This is a genomic window from Aeromonas sp. D3, assembly GCF_027705025.1.
Taxonomy (GTDB): domain Bacteria; phylum Pseudomonadota; class Gammaproteobacteria; order Enterobacterales; family Aeromonadaceae; genus Aeromonas; species Aeromonas salmonicida.
The window spans coordinates 21,101-37,664 of sequence record NZ_JAPDBE010000001.1 but is presented as its reverse complement, the minus strand read 5'-3'; the positions used below and the strand labels follow the sequence as shown (position 1 = coordinate 37,664).

The 16,564-nt window shown below is 59.7% G+C and carries 16 protein-coding genes and 1 riboswitch; of the genes, 8 read left to right on the top strand and 8 right to left on the bottom strand.

Annotation, left to right across the window (positions count from 1 at the left end):
* Positions 1–21: 21 nt before the first annotated feature.
* Positions 22–1,452 (bottom strand): PTS trehalose transporter subunit IIBC, encoded by a 1,431-nt coding sequence (gene treB / locus OKC28_RS00185; protein ID WP_256685919.1) that lies wholly within the window; start codon positions 1,450–1,452, stop codon positions 22–24.
* 191 nt (positions 1,453–1,643) lie between these two features.
* Complete coding sequence (gene treR, locus OKC28_RS00180) at positions 1,644–2,591, bottom strand: trehalose operon repressor TreR (RefSeq protein WP_256685921.1); 948 nt, start codon at positions 2,589–2,591, stop codon at positions 1,644–1,646.
* 140 nt (positions 2,592–2,731) lie between these two features.
* Here treR and OKC28_RS00175 point away from each other — a divergent pair, with 140 nt between their 5' ends.
* The 3 genes from OKC28_RS00175 to ansB all read left to right on the top strand — a co-directional run bounded on the left by OKC28_RS00175 (position 2,732) and on the right by ansB (position 5,148).
* A complete protein-coding gene (locus OKC28_RS00175) occupies positions 2,732–3,682 on the top strand; it encodes an AEC family transporter (protein ID WP_042467707.1) in 951 nt (316 codons plus the stop codon).
* Between the two features lie 81 nt (positions 3,683–3,763).
* On the top strand, positions 3,764–3,958 hold the full coding sequence (locus OKC28_RS00170; RefSeq protein WP_087756615.1) for a heavy-metal-associated domain-containing protein: 195 nt from the start codon (positions 3,764–3,766) through the stop codon (positions 3,956–3,958).
* A gap of 131 nt (positions 3,959–4,089) precedes the next feature.
* On the top strand, positions 4,090–5,148 hold the full coding sequence (ansB, locus tag OKC28_RS00165) for an L-asparaginase 2 (protein WP_270686534.1): 1,059 nt from the start codon (positions 4,090–4,092) through the stop codon (positions 5,146–5,148).
* 101 nt (positions 5,149–5,249) lie between these two features.
* Here the strand turns inward: ansB and OKC28_RS00160 are convergent, their stop codons facing one another.
* The gene (locus tag OKC28_RS00160; RefSeq protein WP_021139002.1) at positions 5,250–6,236 is read right to left on the bottom strand and encodes a sodium:calcium antiporter; all 987 of its coding nucleotides are present in this window, start codon (positions 6,234–6,236) and stop codon (positions 5,250–5,252) included.
* A gap of 88 nt (positions 6,237–6,324) precedes the next feature.
* Positions 6,325–6,432: riboswitch (yybP-ykoY riboswitch) on the bottom strand.
* Positions 6,433–6,636: 204 nt separating this feature from the next.
* On the opposite strand from OKC28_RS00160, the gene OKC28_RS00155 reads away from it, so the two are divergent.
* Positions 6,637–7,224, top strand: a complete 588-nt coding sequence (locus OKC28_RS00155; protein WP_017412541.1) for a superinfection exclusion B family protein — start codon at positions 6,637–6,639, stop codon at positions 7,222–7,224.
* Positions 7,225–7,346: 122 nt separating this feature from the next.
* Here the strand turns inward: OKC28_RS00155 and OKC28_RS00150 are convergent, their stop codons facing one another.
* From OKC28_RS00150 to OKC28_RS00135, 4 genes are all read right to left on the bottom strand, one after another.
* The gene (locus OKC28_RS00150; RefSeq protein WP_021139003.1) at positions 7,347–7,805 is read right to left on the bottom strand and encodes a methylglyoxal synthase; all 459 of its coding nucleotides are present in this window, start codon (positions 7,803–7,805) and stop codon (positions 7,347–7,349) included.
* Positions 7,806–7,893: 88 nt separating this feature from the next.
* Positions 7,894–9,999, bottom strand: coding sequence for a DUF885 domain-containing protein (locus OKC28_RS00145; RefSeq protein ID WP_256685931.1), 2,106 nt, complete (start codon positions 9,997–9,999; stop codon positions 7,894–7,896).
* 201 nt (positions 10,000–10,200) lie between these two features.
* Positions 10,201–10,680 (bottom strand): bacterioferritin, encoded by a 480-nt coding sequence (gene bfr, locus OKC28_RS00140; RefSeq protein WP_005314068.1) that lies wholly within the window; start codon positions 10,678–10,680, stop codon positions 10,201–10,203.
* Between the two features lie 146 nt (positions 10,681–10,826).
* Positions 10,827–11,033: a bacterioferritin-associated ferredoxin gene (locus tag OKC28_RS00135; RefSeq protein ID WP_005314070.1), complete on the bottom strand. Its 207-nt coding sequence runs from the start codon at positions 11,031–11,033 to the stop codon at positions 10,827–10,829.
* A gap of 138 nt (positions 11,034–11,171) precedes the next feature.
* Here OKC28_RS00135 and OKC28_RS00130 point away from each other — a divergent pair, with 138 nt between their 5' ends.
* Both OKC28_RS00130 and OKC28_RS00125 read left to right on the top strand, forming a co-directional pair.
* Entirely contained in the window at positions 11,172–11,486 is a 315-nt protein-coding gene (locus OKC28_RS00130) for an HlyU family transcriptional regulator (RefSeq protein ID WP_256685932.1), read from the top strand.
* Positions 11,483–13,549, top strand: coding sequence for a tRNA(Met) cytidine acetyltransferase TmcA (locus tag OKC28_RS00125; protein WP_270686524.1), 2,067 nt, complete (start codon positions 11,483–11,485; stop codon positions 13,547–13,549). Before OKC28_RS00130 ends, OKC28_RS00125 begins: the two co-directional genes overlap by 4 nt.
* On the opposite strand, the gene OKC28_RS00120 is transcribed toward OKC28_RS00125, so the two are convergent.
* Positions 13,536–14,255: an SDR family NAD(P)-dependent oxidoreductase gene (locus tag OKC28_RS00120; RefSeq protein WP_256685936.1), complete on the bottom strand. Its 720-nt coding sequence runs from the start codon at positions 14,253–14,255 to the stop codon at positions 13,536–13,538. The genes OKC28_RS00125 and OKC28_RS00120 overlap by 14 nt on opposite strands.
* A gap of 208 nt (positions 14,256–14,463) precedes the next feature.
* Between OKC28_RS00120 and OKC28_RS00115 the strand changes: the two genes are divergently transcribed.
* Together OKC28_RS00115 and OKC28_RS00110 are read left to right on the top strand one after the other, a co-directional pair.
* Complete coding sequence (locus OKC28_RS00115; protein WP_005314079.1) at positions 14,464–15,477, top strand: chemotaxis protein; 1,014 nt, start codon at positions 14,464–14,466, stop codon at positions 15,475–15,477.
* 334 nt (positions 15,478–15,811) lie between these two features.
* Positions 15,812–16,504: a B3/B4 domain-containing protein gene (locus OKC28_RS00110; protein WP_219597945.1), complete on the top strand. Its 693-nt coding sequence runs from the start codon at positions 15,812–15,814 to the stop codon at positions 16,502–16,504.
* The last annotated feature ends 60 nt before the right edge of the window (positions 16,505–16,564 follow it).

Below are 16,564 nucleotides of genomic sequence, written 5' to 3'. Positions count from 1 at the left end.
AGGCCGCCCTGATGAGTGCACTCAAGCGATGGCTTGAGCCAGTTTGCCCGAGGCCTGTTGACGCTTGTAGACCAGCAGGGTCAGCACCAGGGGCACCACAATCGCCACCAGCATGGCGATGGCGTAGATGGCCCAGTATTGCGGCTGGATGGAGAGGATACCCGGCAGGCCCCCTACCCCTATGCCGTTGGCCATCACACCGGCGAAACCGCAGATGAGGGCCGCGCAGCTCGAGCCCACCATGGCGCACAGCATGGGGAACTTGTACTTGAGGTTGATGCCGTACATGGCCGGTTCTGTCACCCCCAGGTAAGCCGAGATAGCGGCAGGCACGGAGATCTCCCGCTCGTTCTCCTTGCGGCTGATGAGGATGATCCCTACCACGGCAGAGGCCTGGGCGATATTGGACAGGGCGATCAGCGGCCATATCGGGGTGCCACCCATGCTCTGCATCAGCTGCAAGTCCACCGCGTTGGTGGTGTGGTGGATGCCGGTGATGACCAGGGGCGCATAGAGGAAGCCGAACAGGGCCGCACCAATGGGCGCGAAGGAGCCGGTCATGGCGGCCTTGGCGGCAAAGCCGACACCGTCACCAATCCAGCGACCGAAGGGGCCGATAAAGGCGTGCGCCACTATCACCGCCAGCAGCAGGGAGATAAAGGGCACTATCACCAGATAGAGATACGCCGGAATGATGCGTTTGAGGTTGGTCTCCACCCAGGCCAGGAATACCCCCGCCAGCAGGGCCGGAATGACCTGGGCCTGATAACCCACCTTTTGAATGACAAAGAGGCCGAAGTCCCACACTTCCGGGGTCTGCTGGCCGATGCCATAGGCATTCATCAGCTGCGGCGACACCAGTGTGATACCCAGCACGATACCGAGGATCTCGGAGCCGCCCATCTTCTTGACCGCAGACCAGCAGACACCCACCGGCAGGAAATGGAAGATGGCCTCACCCAGCAGCCAGAGGAAGGCGTGCACCTGGGCCCAAAACTGGCTGATCTCGACCAGAGTGTGGGTCCCGTCGTCGAACATCTTGATGTCGCCGATGACGTTGCGAAAACCCAGGATCAAACCGCCTGTGATGATGGCGGGCAACAAGGGCACGAAGATCTCCGCCAGGTGGGAGATGCCGCGCTCCAGCGGATTCATGTTCTGACGGGCAGCCAGCTTGGCGGCATCCTTGCTGCCACCGCTGACACCAATCTCCTGGGTGAGTGCCTTGTACCAGTCATCCACCTCGTTGCCGATCACCACCTGGAACTGGCCAGCATTGGTGAAGCAACCCTTTACCGCCGGTATGGTCTCGATGGCCTTGCTGTCGGCTTTCGCCGGATCGTTCAGGACGAAACGCAATCGGGTCAAGCAGTGGCTGACGGTGGCGATGTTCTCCTTGCCGCCGATCTTGTCGATCAGGGTGGCAAGCTGCTGTGCGTTGATCTTGGACATGAGTCTTCCCTCTGTGACTCCATTGATATTGGTCTGCCTCGCCCTTTTGGGCCAGTCTGTCGGCCGGAGCGTTTTTGGTATCGTTCCCATTAAGCATGCAGCCAATTTGGTCAGATCGAAATGGGAACGTTCCCATTTCGTGGTCAACATCACAGAAAGCGCGTTTTTTGTGCAGGGCTAAGTGATGGGGCTCACAGTGTGTGGCAGGGTGCTATGGTCGCCAGCGGGCAGCGGCCCTGCTCAATCTGGCCGAGCAGCTGACGGGCCGCCTGCTCCCCTGCCCTTTTGTAGCCAAGATCCAGGCTAAGGGCATTGGGAAAGAGAAAACTGAGCATGGGGTTGTTGCCAAGGCCGGTCACCAGCACTTCGCTACGCCCTTGTTCTTGCAAGTATTTTGCTGCACCTATGGCGAGGGTGTCGCTGGCGCAGACCAGCGCCTGGGTGGCGGGGGTAAGCAAGTCGGCAGCCAGCCGGTAGCCACTTTGCAGGCTGAGATCGCCGAGGGCACTGCGCGCCGTCAGTCCCTGTTCGGCGCAGTAGCCGAGATAGGCATCGAGCCGGCGCTGGCCCGTGGTGAGATCAGAGGTATCGACCCCGAGATAAGCGATGTCGCTTAGCCCCCTGATGGCCAGCTCTGTCAGCATGGTGCGCACCGCTCCCCCATCGTCGAAACAGACCGAGGAGAAACCAGGATATTCGCGCGCCACCAGCACCAGTTTGTCCTTGAGCGCGGCCATAGCCGCATAGTCCAGATCGTTGAAAGCAAACAGGATAATGCCATCCACCCCGCGCCGCTCCAGCACAGCCAGATGCTCCTGCACCTTGGCGGGGGAAAACTTGCTCTCCATCAGCACTGCGTCATAGCCGTGCTGATAGAGGGTCTCCAGCATGCCGCGCACCGCCTGATTCTCCGAGCTGGAATCGAGGCGCGAGACGATGATCCCCACCACCTGCTGGCTCTGGCTGCGCATGGCCCGGGCCGACTTGCTCGGCACGAAGCCGTATTCGGCGATGACCTGCTCCACCCGCTCGCGGGTCGCCTGCTTCACCTTGGGGTCCTGGTTGAGCACCCGGGAGACGGTCGACTTGCCGACACCCGAGAGGCGGGCGATATCGAGGATGGTCAGTTTCTTGTCCATGAATTGGCTCACAGATGGATCGGCGGTGGAATTGCCCACATTGTTGTGATTAAGCCCTGTGAATACAAGCCCATGGCGTTAGAATGCCTTTTTTGCCCCGGCGATCGCCGCGCCGCTCGCCATCGCACAGGACGCGCATCATGGATCTGTTGGCAAGTCTGCACTTCTCCCTCTCCATCACAGGCCCCATCTGCGTGGTGCTGCTGCTCGGCATCTGGCTAAAGCAGCTGGGTCTGCTGCCAGACAGCTTCGTCGAATCCGCCTCCCGCCTGGTGTTTCAGGTCACCCTGCCCGCCCTGCTGTTTCTCAGCATGGTACGCACCGATTTTTCCACCATGCCGAGTCCATGGCTCATTCTCTACGGCTTGCTCGGCACCCTCACCGGCTTTCTGATCCTTGAGGCACTGGCGGCCCGCTTCATCCCGGAGCGGCGTCAGCGCGGCATCTTCGTGCAGGGCAGCTTTCGCGGCAACATGGGGATCATGGGGCTGGCCTATGTGCAAAACGCCTACGGGCCGGAGGGGATCGGCGCCGCCGCCCTGTTGGTGGGCTCGGTAACCGTGCTCTACAACATCCTGGCCGTCATCACCCTCACCCGCAGTCTGGGAGGCGGCAAAGGGATCAAACCCATTCTTAACGGGATCGCCAAAAACCCTCTCATCATCGCCATCCTCTCGGCCCTGCCATTTGGCCTGCTCGGCATTGAGTTGCCCCAGCTGGTCATCACGACGGGCAACTACTTCGCCAACATGACACTGCCACTGGCCCTGCTCTGCACCGGCGCCAGTCTCAATCTCAAAGCCCTGCGCGGCGGCGCCATGCTGACCGGCTGGGCCACCGTCAACCGGTTGTTCTGCATTCCCTTGTTGCTGGTGCTGGGGGCCTGGGCGTTGGGCTTCAGCCAGCAGGCCCTCGGCATACTGTTTTTGATAAGTTCCACCCCCACTGCCGCCGCCAGCTATGTGATGACCCGCGCCATGGGGGGCGACAGCGCACTGGCCGCCAACATCATAGCCACCACCACGCTGGGCTCGCTCATCACCACCAGCCTGGGCGCCGCTCTGATGAACTATCTGGGGTTGATGGGCTAGTCTGCATTGGGTATGGCAGGGCTTGACCTTGCTGCGGGCGGCAGCTTTAGGCTGGCTGCACATCAACAGAGGAGTGATCCCATGACCATCGAACTCACCATTTCCGGCATGTCCTGTGGTGGCTGCGCCGCCAGCCTGCAAAACGCCCTGCTGGCCCAGAGCGCTGTTAGCCAGGCCCGGGTGGATTTCGCCAGCAGCAAAGCCGTCATTGAAAGCGATCTGAGCAAGGCGGAGCTGATAGCCCTGATTGAAGCCAAAGGCTTCCTGGCGAGTTAAATTATCTCTATAGAGGTATAAATCAGGTTAAAATTCTGTATCCAGCTGTTTTTTGGTGAGAGTCATCACAGACCCCCTCAACAGAAAGCGCAAACTTGCTGCAATTTTTATCACTCAGAAGGATTTGCAGCATGACTCTCCCTATCCGCAAGACACTGCTCGCCGCCGTCGTTGGCCTGACCCTCTCCCCGATGGCCATGGCCCTGCCACAGGTTCATATCCTGGCTACCGGTGGCACCATAGCCGGAGCGGGACAGTCCGCCACCCAATCCAACTACGAGGCAGGCAAGGTAGCTATCGAGACCCTGATTGCTGCAGTTCCCGAGATGAAAAACGTGGCCGACGTGCAGGGAGAGCAGGTAGTCAAGATCGGCTCCCAGGACATGAACGACGAGGTGTGGCTGACCCTGGCCAAACGAGTCAACGAGCTGCTGGCCAAGGATGACGTGGATGGCATCGTCATCACCCACGGTACCGACACCATGGAAGAGACTGCCTACTTCCTCAACCTCACCGTCAAGAGCGACAAGCCTGTGGTGCTGGTCGGTGCCATGCGCCCCTCCACCGCCATGAGTGCCGATGGCCCGCTCAACCTCTACAACGCTGTCGTCACCGCCTCCGACCCCAGCTCCAAGGGCCGTGGCGTCATGGTCGCCATGAACGACACCGTGCTGGATGCCCGCGACGTCACCAAGACCAACACCACAGGGGTGCAGACCTTCGCTGCCCCCAACTTCGGCCCGCTGGGTTACATCCACAACGGCAAAATCGACTATCAGCGCACACCGGCACGTCTGCACACCAGCAAGACTCCATTCGACGTGAGCAAGCTCGACAAGCTGCCGCAAGTGGGCATCGTTTACAGCTATGCCAACGCCACCGATCTGCCGGCCAAGGCCATGGTGGATGCCAAGTTTGACGGTATCGTCAGCGCTGGCGTGGGCAACGGCAACCTCTACCACACACTGTTCGATACCCTGGCCAAGGCGAGCAAGGACGGCATCCGCGTGGTGCGTTCCGCCCGCGTACCGACCGGCGCCACCACCCTGGATGCCGAGATCGACGATGCCAAGTACGGCTTCGTGGCCGCCGGCACCCTGAACCCGCAGAAGGCGCGCATCCTGCTGATGCTCTCCCTGACCCAGAGCAAGGATCCGGCCCAGATCCAGCGCTGGTTCCAGCAGTTCTGATCCCGGTGCTCAGCGTCAGCTGAGATATTTTGATGACAATAAAAAGGGCAGGATGGAATCCTGCCCTTTCTCATGGCGTCATCTTCACATAGAGCGCACCGTCAGCTCACCACCAGCCAGCCACAAAAACCGAGATAGACCAGCCCAACCCAGGCCAGCCTGCCCGCCGTCATCTGCGCACGGCTGAAGCCCCACCACAGCAGTACCACCGCCAGCAGGGTCACCAGCGAGGAAACCATCATGGTGCTGTCCAGCAACCAGGGGGTAAACAGCAGGCAGAATGCCTTGGGGATCGTGCCCTGGATCATCATGGCGCCTGAGATATTGGCCAGCGCCAGCCGGCTCTTGCCCTGCCGCACCCAGATCAGCACGTTCATCAGCTCCGGCATCTCGGTCGCCACCGGGCTCAGCAGCAAGGCCGCCAATACGGGGGAGAGACCAAACAGCTCGCCCATGCTTTCCAGCTGGTGCACAAACAGCTGGGCAGCCAGCGCCACCACCACCAGTGCCACCAGGGTCTGCAGCAGCACCTTGCCGAGCGCCGGGATCTCGGCCTCGGGATCCAGCTTGAGGGGCTCGGGCAACTCGACCTCGTGGCTGTCGGTCTGCTTCAGCTCGCGCCGCACATAGACCAGATAAACCAGCACGAACAGCGGCGCCAGCCAGGCCTTGCCGGTGAAAGCCACCATGCCGAGGGCAACAGCCACCAGGAAGATACCGACAAACCAGGCTTGATCCCGACCTATCTCGCGCTGCACTTCGCCGTCGATGACTCGATGGGCACGGCTCATGCACAGCAGCAGGGTCACGCCGACGGCGGCATAGCCTATGGTGGCGAGTACAAGAGGGCCACCGAGGGCGGCGCCAATCCCAATCTGTTGCTGGGCGGGAGCATCCCCCATCAGCAAGGCGGTCAGGGTGACGATGCATTCGGGCAAGGCCGTACCCAGGGCTGCCAGCAGGGAGCCGGTGGCACTCTGGGAGAACTTGAAGTGATGGCCGGTCCATTCGATACCATTGACGAAATATTCGCAGGCCAGGTAGATGGTGACGGCAGAGAGCAGAAATAACAGCAGGGTGATCAACATAATAGGCAACCGCCAGGCGAGCAGAACAACCGATGGACCCGATACGGCTCGCCCGGCTGGCTTGCGTATCGAGGCCAAAGGTCTTGCAGAGCGATAGATGCTATCGCCGCCCATGCCATGGATCGGAAGATCCAAGAATGTTGACATGAGCCCTGCCCGGATCACGGGCGGGTTGCTACTCCCCAATGACAGTGCGGGCTTTTTACCAAACCGGTGGCCAGCTCACAAGGCAAACTAATGATCATTATCTCAGTAAGTTGTAAGGGAATGTAACGCGTCACTCGGTCAGCTCCCTCGATTTCTCCGTCCGGATCTCCACTCTTTCCCCCGGCATCCACGCCTTGGCACAACGATTGCTATGAGTTGATTACTGTCCACAATAGTTTGGGAAGGATGAACGATGAAACGGTGGATCCAACATTTCTATCAACTGAACCGCCTCAACTGGCTCATGGTCTGGTTGTTACTCTGCTGCAGCATCATATTGCTGTTTCCGGCCGGTCTGATGAAAGGTGCAGTCAGCCAGTGGGCCACGCTCCACGCAGCCTGGCTCGGGGTCGGCATGCTGATCGCCATCTCCTACTTCTGCAGTCAGGCATTTCTGATCGCCTGGGAATGGGCCTGTGAAGAGTGGCAGTCCCGCCGCCAACAGGATCTGCTGGCCCAGATGATTGCTTTCCTCGACTTCAACGAGAAAGCGGTACTGCGCGAGTTCGTGCTGCAACGCAAAAGCGTCATAAATTTGCCGATCACCGAGCCTGCCGTCAAAAACCTGATGGATGCCGGCGTACTCACCTACGCCTATGGCAAGCCGGTACGGGAGAAAGAGGACGAGAACCAGATCCGGGCACTGATGATTGCCCTGCCGGCACGGCCGCTGCTCACCTACAAGGTGCTGGGCCTCTCCCGCGGCAAGATGAGCGACGAGCAGGTGGAGCAGATCATGAGCGCCAGACCCAAATTCGCCCAAAAGGGGTTCCAGCGTTAACGTGCTGCCATCTTTCAAATAAAAGAGCCGGACTGTGTCCGGCTCTTTGCTATCTGTTATATCTGTTTGTTTTTATTCGATCCTGGCTTTCAAGTAACCAGCACAGATTGGTGGATCTGCTCTTATTCAGTTCTGGCTTTCAAATAGCCAGCATAATCCGGGATCTGTACGCTGAATGCCTGCCGCATATGGGGGCAATCCATGATGAAGTCTGCAGTCGCCTCGTTGGTGGCAACTGGAATGTTCCATACCGCAGCGAGGCGCAGCAGCGCTTTCACGTCCGGATCGTGGGGCACCGCATTGAGGGGATCCCAGAAGAAGATCAGCACGTCTATCTTGCCTTCGGCAATCAAGGCACCGAGCTGCTGGTCACCGCCCATGGGGCCGGAGAAGAGGCAGGTAATGGGCAGTTGCGCCTGCTTGCCGAGCATGGTGCCCGTGGTGCCGGTCGCATAGAGATGGTGGAGCTTGAGCTCCTCCTTGCGGCGCATCACCCAGTTCAGCAAAGGGGTCTTCATGTTGTCGTGAGCCACCAGCGCCACCCGCTTGTGGGGGGCCATCTCACGTGCAATCAGTTCCATGTAAATCATCCGTAGCATTGTGATGGAAATAGAGCCGTATCCTAATCGAAAGCGGCGCCTGCTGCCTTGTCGGGCGCCGTAACTGTGATCACTTCGACTGTTCAATCCACTGCCGGTTCTTCTGCTCCAGCACAGAGATGGGCAACATGCCGTACTCCAGTACATGGTGGTGGAAGGCCTTGAGGTCAAACTGGCTGCCAAGGTCCTGCTCGGCGGACTCCCGCATCCGGATCAGCGCCAGCTGACCCGCCTTGTAAGACGTGGCCTGACCGGTATAGGCCATGTAGCGCGGCACCTCTGATCCTATGTCTCCCGCCCCCAATGCCGAATTCTCCTGCATGTAATTGACGGCCTTGTCGTGGCTCCAGCCATACCAGTGAATGCCGGTATCCACCACCAGCCGCATGGCCCTGAGCATCTCCTCGTTGAGGCGTCCGAAATACTGCAGCTGGTTGTTGAACGCGGACGAGCCCTCGACCTTCACATCTCCCACGGCCGGATCGTAGAGGCCGCGCCCCTGATAGAGCCCCATGTCGTGATCCGCCAGGTATTCGGTGTAGAGCGCCCAGCCCTCCGCATAGGCGGTATAGGAAGCGTTCGCCACATACTGCGGGAAATTGGGATCCTTGGCCGCCAGCTCCTGGGCTATGGTGATCTGGAAGTGGTGGCCAGGCGCCGCCTCATGGGCCAGCAGGGTGCTGATGTTCCAGCTCTGCAAACCATAGGGATAGTAGGTATTGAGGAAGAACTGCCCCTTGCGACCGGTCTGCGGGTTGCCGTCCTGATACCAGGCAACGCCGCCATAGGGCGCATCCTCATAGGAAACGGGCACCACCTCGTAATCCAGTTTGGGGATGGTGCGCTCGGCATCGAAGAAATCCGGCAACACCAGCGCTGCCTTGCTCTTGAAGGCGTTGTACTCCTGCAGTGCCCGCTCATGTTCGGCCAGCGCCTGCTGTTGTGGCTCACTCAGCGCCGCCCCTGCCGCATTGCTCGGATTCAAACCGGCAGACCAGACAGCCAGCGGATTCTGGTAGAAGAAGGCAGGCTCGTTGAGATAGCGGAAGAAGTCATAGATCTGGCCGCTTTGCTTGCTCTGGGCCACCTCCTCGCTGTCGCACTTGCCGACGGTATGACACACCTTGACCATGGCGCCGAAGATCCGCTCCACCTCGCTCAGCCCCAGCGCATGCACCTGCTCCGGCGTCATCTCGGTGGTGGTGTGCTTCTTCAGCAACCAGCGATACCAGTCACGGCCATTGGTCATGCCGCAGAAGCCATCGTCACACTCGCCGCTGCCAAGACGCACCGCATAAGCGCCGCCATGCTGATAATCCAGATAGTCCCGCAGCGCCAGATAACGGCCGTTGATGCTGTCCAGCACCGCCTTGTAATCGGTGCGCAGTGCCTCGTCGGCCTCCCCTGGCAGCTGTTGCCAGCCGAGGTAGGCACCGGAGATGGCTTCACCGTCCAGCTTGCTGTCGAGCTGGGCCAGCAGCCTGTCCACCAGCTCATTCGGCAAAGTGTTGCCCTGGGTGCTGCCCAGCTCGAACTGATGCTTCACTTCGGCCAGATAGGCGTCGTAGGCCTTGAGCCAGGTGAGGTGTTCCTGATACCAGGCCAGCGGTGCCGTCACTGCCTTCGCCCGCGTGGCTACAACCGTCCCCGCAGGTGTACGGTCCAGATCACGCCGCCAGGCTGCATCTCCCGGCGCGACTCGCTCGGCCGAGCTCTGCTCGAAGTAATCGAAGCCGCTGCTGATTGTGCGGGCGGCCTTGCCGCTGGCGGGCGCAGCCCCGACCTCATCGGCCAGATCCACCACCCGATTGCGGAAGTGATGGATCGGGATCTGGGATTGAGGCAGCTCGTAGCCCACCAGGTTGATCTGCAAATCCCAGCGGATCATGTCGTAAAACAGTCGGTCCCGCTCGCTCAACACGCTCGGATCCATGGCATCCAGCCGGGTGAGCAGCGAACCGTCGAGCGCCTTGCGCTGGGCGATCCCTGGCGCATCAATGGCAAATCCGTAAGGGTCCAGCGCCTGACTCGCACGCTGGGCCTCGTCCATGATTTGCATCAGGGATGCCTTGGTAGCGGCGGGATCCGCCGGCGCGTTGGAGCTGTTGTCATTGCAGGCAGCGAGAGAGAGTGCGATGGCGCAAGCCAGCGCCAGTTTGTTGGGCAAGAAGTGCATGGTGTAGTCCTTTAACCTGTTGTTATTGTGTGCCCCCGATAGGGGTTCCAATAGTGCACATCTGCTCAACATATTTTTGCGACCTGATTAACAAAAATAAGCTTATTTTTCATATGGATAAACCGGATGAAAAGCTATGCAACGGATATGAAAAAACCCGCCTTGGCGGGTTTTTAAGTCAGCTTTTCATGCCATAACTATTCAGGATGAGCCGTGATGCAGCTGTGACTGCTGATAGTTCTCCAGCCCGATGCGATCAATGAGATCGAGCTGGGTCTCAAGCCAGTCTACGTGCTCCTCTTCATCTTCCAGAATGTCCTGGAACAGGTCACGGCTGATGTAATCCTGCACCGACTCGGCATAGGCGATGGCCACTTTCAGGTCGGGGATGGCGTCCATCTCCAGCGACAAATCACAGCGCAGCATCTCCTCCACCGTCTCACCGATGCGCAGCTTGCCCAGATCCTGCAAGTTGGGCAGCCCTTCCAGAAACAACACCCGTTTGACCAGCTCGTCGGCGTGCTTCATCTCATCGATGGACTCGTGATACTCCTTGTGCCCGAGCGCCTTGAGGCCCCAGTCATCGTAGATGCGGGCATGCAGGAAGTATTGGTTGATAGCAATCAGCTCATTGGCCAGCACCTTGTTGAGGTGGGCAATGATCTTGGGGTCTCCTTTCATCGACTCTGCTCCTTGGTTCGTGCCTGAGGCTTCGATCGTTAGAGCTTAGTCCAGAAAAGTGACAACAAGAGGTCTGGCGAGCCTGCTCGCCTGAAAGGAAGGGTGACCCTGCTGCCGGGTCGGGTTGGAAAACGCCAGGGTCTTGGTCAGGCCACTTCGTAGTAGAGCGGGGCCGTTTCCAGCTCTGCCTTGTCGAGTTCGGCGGCGATGATCTCCATGGTCATGCGCACGCACTTGCCACACTGGGCACCTACCTCCAGCGACTGTTTGAGTTGACGAAACTCGCTCTTGCCTGCCTGTACCGCCTTGCGGATCTGGGTATCTGTGATGCCACGGCACAAACAGACGTACATAGTGTTTACCTCATGCTGGAATGCCATGAAATCTAAATGAGAATGGTTCGTAGTGCAAATAACAATTAGTAATAAGATCCCCCGCTTGCCAGCCATCAGCCCCTTGGGGACAATGCCTCTGTCACAGAGGAAAACATCATGCTCAAGAAACTGTTCACAGCGCTGTTCGGGGGCCAACCAACCCAAGCCGTCGACGTCACTCCCACCGAATACGCCGGTTATCTCATCTATCCAGAGCCCATGGCGGAAGGGGGTCAGTACCGGTTGGCGGGCCGCATCACCAAGGAGTTGGATGGTGTGCTGCAAACCCATCGATTTATCCGATCCGATCTGTTTGCCAACCCAGCCGATGCTGAACGTTTCATGGTGCAAAAGGCCCATACCTTTATCGACCAGACAGGGGATCGCATGTTTGAACCTCGCGTCAAAGCGGGCGACAGTTCAGCCTCATGAGCCTTGCCGAGGTGAAAGCCCTGCGCCAGACCCTCGCCCATGCTGGCGAGCGGCGACTGATCTGGCTGGAAGGGGATGAGGTTGATTGCATCGTCCGTGCCGAGCCGCTGCTGGACGGTGCCATCTTCTGGCTGGGGGAAGGCCCCGCCCACCACGGGCCTGTTCCCTCCGCCAAGGCGCTGCAACGGCTGGGTCAGGAGTGCGACACGCTGGTCTTCAACGCTTTCAGCGGCTTTCATCCCGACGCCTTCGGCGCCCTGGCGGGCACACTGCGGGCGGGCGGCATGCTGCTGCTGCTGACACCGCCCAGAGAGCTGTGGCCAGCATGGCCGGATCCCGACCGGATCAGATTGGTGGCCCAGCCGGAGGAGGCAAGCCGGGCGGGTCACGGCTTTATCGCCCGGCTGGTGCGGCTGCTGACAGGCGATCCTGCGCTCTCCCTGCTCCCGCCCACCAGCCCACAGCCCTGGCAACCGATAGGCGCCGAACGGCCATTGAGTGACGATCAGGCTCTTGCTCTGCCCGCCATCCACAGGGTGCTGCACGGCCATCGCCGCCGCCCCCTGGTGCTGAGCGCCGATCGGGGACGCGGCAAGAGCAGCCTGCTGGGCCTCGCCGCCGCCGGGCTGCTGCGCCAGCAACCCGACCTGAAGATAGTGGTGACGGCACCCTCTCAGGCCACTGTCGCCACCCTGTTCGCCCACGCCGCCCGGGCGCTCGATACCACCCAAGAGCAGCTTGTGGGCCTCGAGTTCTGTTCACCGGATCGACTGGTACATGAGGCGCTGCAGCCCGATCTGTTGCTGGTGGATGAAGCCGCCGCCATCCCTACGCCGCTGCTGGAGGCCATGCTGGCCCGCCACAGTCGTATCGTCTTCGCCACCACGGAACACGGCTACGAGGGGACGGGACGCGGCTTTCACCTGCGTTTCAAGCGAGTGCTTGACCGCCAGACGCCGGATTGGCAGGAGATCCACCTGGCCGAGCCCATGCGCTGGAGCACTCGCGACCCGCTGGAACCGCTGGTGTTTCGCCTCCTTGGCCTCAATACCGAGGTAGATGCTCCTCAACCGCCGACCAACCCGAGCTGGCGGCTGATCGGGCAAGGGACGCTGGCCACCGATGAGGCACTGCTGAATCAAGTATTCGGCCTGCTGGTGCTGGCCCACTACCAGACCACGCCGAGCGACCTGAGATCTCTGCTGGAGAGTCCGGATCTCGACATCCACCTACTGGAACAGGCGCAGAGCCTGCTGGGGGTCGCGCTGGTAGTGCGGGAGGGCAATATCGCCCCCGAACTCGCCGAGGCTATCTGGGCGGGCCGACGGCGCCCGCGTGGCCATCTGCTGCCCCAGTCCCTGCTTGCCCACGCAGGTTTCAAGACAGCCGGGGGACGCAGCTACGCCCGGGTGATGCGCATCGCCATCCACCCGGCGCTGCATCGCCACGGGCTCGGCTCACGACTGCTCGGCCAGCTGGAGGACTACTACCGGGAGGAAGGGCTTGATTATCTCGGCTCCGCTTTCTCGGCCAGCGCCGACTTGTTGCCCTTCTGGCGCAAGGCCGGGCTGGTGACACTGCGCATCGGTTTGCAGCGGGATGCCGCCAGCGGCAGCCATGCCGCCCTGCTGCTCAAAGCGTTGAAACCCGAGTGGCAAGCCGAGCTGGACCTGTGGCGCCAGCGCTTCGTAAAACAGCTATCTACCCTGCTGGCCGGGGAGTTGAAAGAGCTGGATCCCGAACTGGTGTGGCAATGTGTGAAGGAACAAGAGCTGGCCGTGCCTGAGCTGGATGAGTTTGAACGGGATGAGCTTGATTGCTTCGCCCATCACCACAAGCCGTTCGAGCTGTGCCAATCCACTCTACAGTGCTGGCTGACAGGCAATCTGCCGCGACTGGCCTCCCTGATGCCAAGCGAGCGCCAGCTGCTGATCGCCACCATCTGGCAATACGCGGACTGGGGTCGACTGGCTGCCAGGCTGCAACTGGCGGGCAAGCCGGCCATCATCAAGGCGCTGCGGACCCTGCTGGCTCGCATGCTGGATGCCCCTACCACTCGATAGTCTTGCCCTGCCAGTCGAGATAGCTGAGTTCGCCGTCGGGCATCAGCCGATCCATCAAACTCACCAGATGGTGAGCTACCTGCTCTGGCGTCTGCAAGCTGCCGGCCGGCACATTGGCGTGAAACGGACGCGAGAGCTGGGTATCCACAGTGCCCGGATGAAACGCCAGCAGCTTGACGCCCGGGGCACGCCGGGCGAGTTCGATGGACGCGCACTTGAGCAACATATTGAGAGCGGCCTTGGCAGCACGATAGCCATACCAACCCCCAGCGCGGTTGTCGCCAATGCTGCCGACCCTGGCACTGAGTACCGCCAGGGTGCAGGGTGAAGTGCCAAACAGCGGGAGCAGCTGGTTGATCCAGCGCAGCGGCAGCAAGGCATTGGTCTGGTAGAGGCGGGTCATGGCCTCGACATTGAGCGCTTCCAGCCGTTTTTCCGGCTTGATCTCCCCCTGATGCAAAACGCCATTGCAGATCACCAGATAGCGCAAACCAAGTGCCACTCCGGCAATATGGCTGACGCAGTGGCTCATCTGCTGGTCGCTGTAATCGCAGGGCAGCCAATGCAATCGGGGATCATCAAACCCGGCGGGGGCTTGCTGCCGGCTGACCGCAATGACTGGGTTGGCTCCTGCCGCCAGCCAGTGCGCCACCAGTGCCTGCCCGATTCCGCCCCCTGCCCCTATCACAACCACAGCCTCTGCCATGTTCCGCTCCTGTTTGTGGTGAGTGTGATGGTCTTCTCCATCGCATCTTTGTTTCCCTGTTAAGCTGTTACGTGCCTTCCTACTTGCGGGATCAAGCAGTTATGAGGGTTATGTTGTGTGGATCTCTCCGGTGTGGACGGATCCATTCCTATACTGAGGGAAAACCGCAGCCGGTGCTGCCAGCGCAACCAGAAGCACGAGAGTCGCCATGATGTCCAAAAACGGGGAAGAGCGTAAATCCATCCTGACCGAGAGCGGGACCAACGAGCTCGAAATCATCGAGTTTCATCTCAAGAAGCATCTGCCCGATGGCAGGGAGAAGATTGCCTATTACGGTATCAACGTCGCCAAGGTGCGCGAGGTGATTCGGGTACCGGAAACTACCGACTACCCCAATGCCCAGCGCCACATGGTCGGGGTTTTCTCGCTGCGTGAACGGCTGATCCCCTTGGTGGATCTGGCGGGCTGGCTCGGGATCCGCACCAACCCGGACAACAGCAACAAAGTGGTTATCGTCACCGACTTCAACAAGATGGCGAACGGTTTTCTCATAGACAGTGTCAGCAGGATCCATAGAGTCTCCTGGGAGGATGTGGAATCCCCCAGCCAGTTTCTGGAAGCAGGCGAGAATGACTGCGTGGTCGCCGTGGTCAGGCGCGATGGCAACCTCATCATGATCCTCGATTTCGAGAAGATCATCGCCGACATCAACCCAGAGCTCAGCATGGAGAAATACGATGTGACCCAGGATCGCAAGGTCATCATCGACGATCGCATGATGGCACTGCGCCAGGCCAAGAGCATTCTGGTGGTCGACGACTCGGCCTTCATCCGCAAGATGATAGAGACAACGCTGCGCACCGCTGGCTACAACGTGGTGACGGCCAAGGACGGGGGAGAAGGGCTGGAGATGCTGACGGAGTTTGACCGCCTGTCACAGGAGGAGAAGATACCAGTGTCCGAGTTTGTCAGCGGCATCATCACAGACGTCGAGATGCCCCGAATGGATGGCATGCATCTGCTCAAACGGCTGCGGGACACCCCCGCCTTCAAGACCACCCCCATCATAATGTTCTCGTCGCTGATGAGTGATGACAACCGCCAGAAGGCATTGCAGCTGGGGGCCAATGACACCATCACCAAACCCGAGCTGGGCCGCATGGTCGGCATGATGGATAACTTGCTGCTCGGCATCCCCATTCCCAAACCGGGCAATCTGTAATGTCGTCAGTCTGACACTCAAGCAAACGGGCGCCTCGGCGCCCTTGTTGTTGATGTTGTTCAGCAGCATCAGAGATAGCGCTCCTGAGCGGCTCATCCCATTTCGCGAGAGATCAACGAAAAGACAGAGCTTCCTTCTGGATCAAGATCCCATGCCAATCGTTCACTGACGGGCTGCTTGTCATTCCAAATCCTTATTGGCCTTAAGATTTCGTAAATTTTCTTATTGCCATCACCCAAGCAAGATGACTCTCAAATTGAGTTTGATGTGGCTGATGCCATGCGCTATCGAGACATCAAATGTCGTCTCTATCAATGAATCTCCTGGAGTCGCTATGCCCTTGTTCAAGCCGTTAATCACCCCTGAAGTGACCGATATGGCTCCCGGATTCCGGGCCTTGAGTATCACTGTCCAGGCGGCTGCCATTGCAGACCCCACAGTGGGGACGCGGGCTCTGGAACAAGCCTCCCTTGCCATGGCCAGAGAAGATGCACCCTGGGCCGATGCACACCTCTCTGCCTGGGCGGACCTCTTTAGAAAGTTTGGCGCCAAACCACAGCGCACTCCCTGCTCCGCCGAAGCCCTGAGAAAACGGGTTGCTCGTGATGGCAGCCTGCCGAGTATCGATCCTGTCGTTGACCTCTATAACGCCATCAGCATTGAGTACGCCATACCGGTCGGGGGCGAAAACCTGACTACCTATGAAGGGACGCCAAGGTTGGTAGTTGCCGATGGCAGCGAGCTATTCGACACAATGAAGGGCGGCGAAGTGGCTCATGAATCTCCAGAACCCGGTGAAGTGGTATGGCGGGATGACAAGGGGGTGACGTGCCGACGCTGGAACTGGAGACAGGGAGTCAGGACCAGGCTCAGTGTGGAATCGAGCATGATGTGGTTCATTCTGGAGAGCTTGCCCGAAATGCCCCTGGAAGCTTTGCAAGCAGCCGGGAACAAGCTGATTGAAGGCATACAACAGATGATGCCCGGAGCCGTGATAGAACAAACCGTCATTGGCCATGTCGAGTGAGCACAACGCCGGGCTGGCCGTCTCGATGCTGTCCGCGTGATCGCAACGAGCAATGCAAAG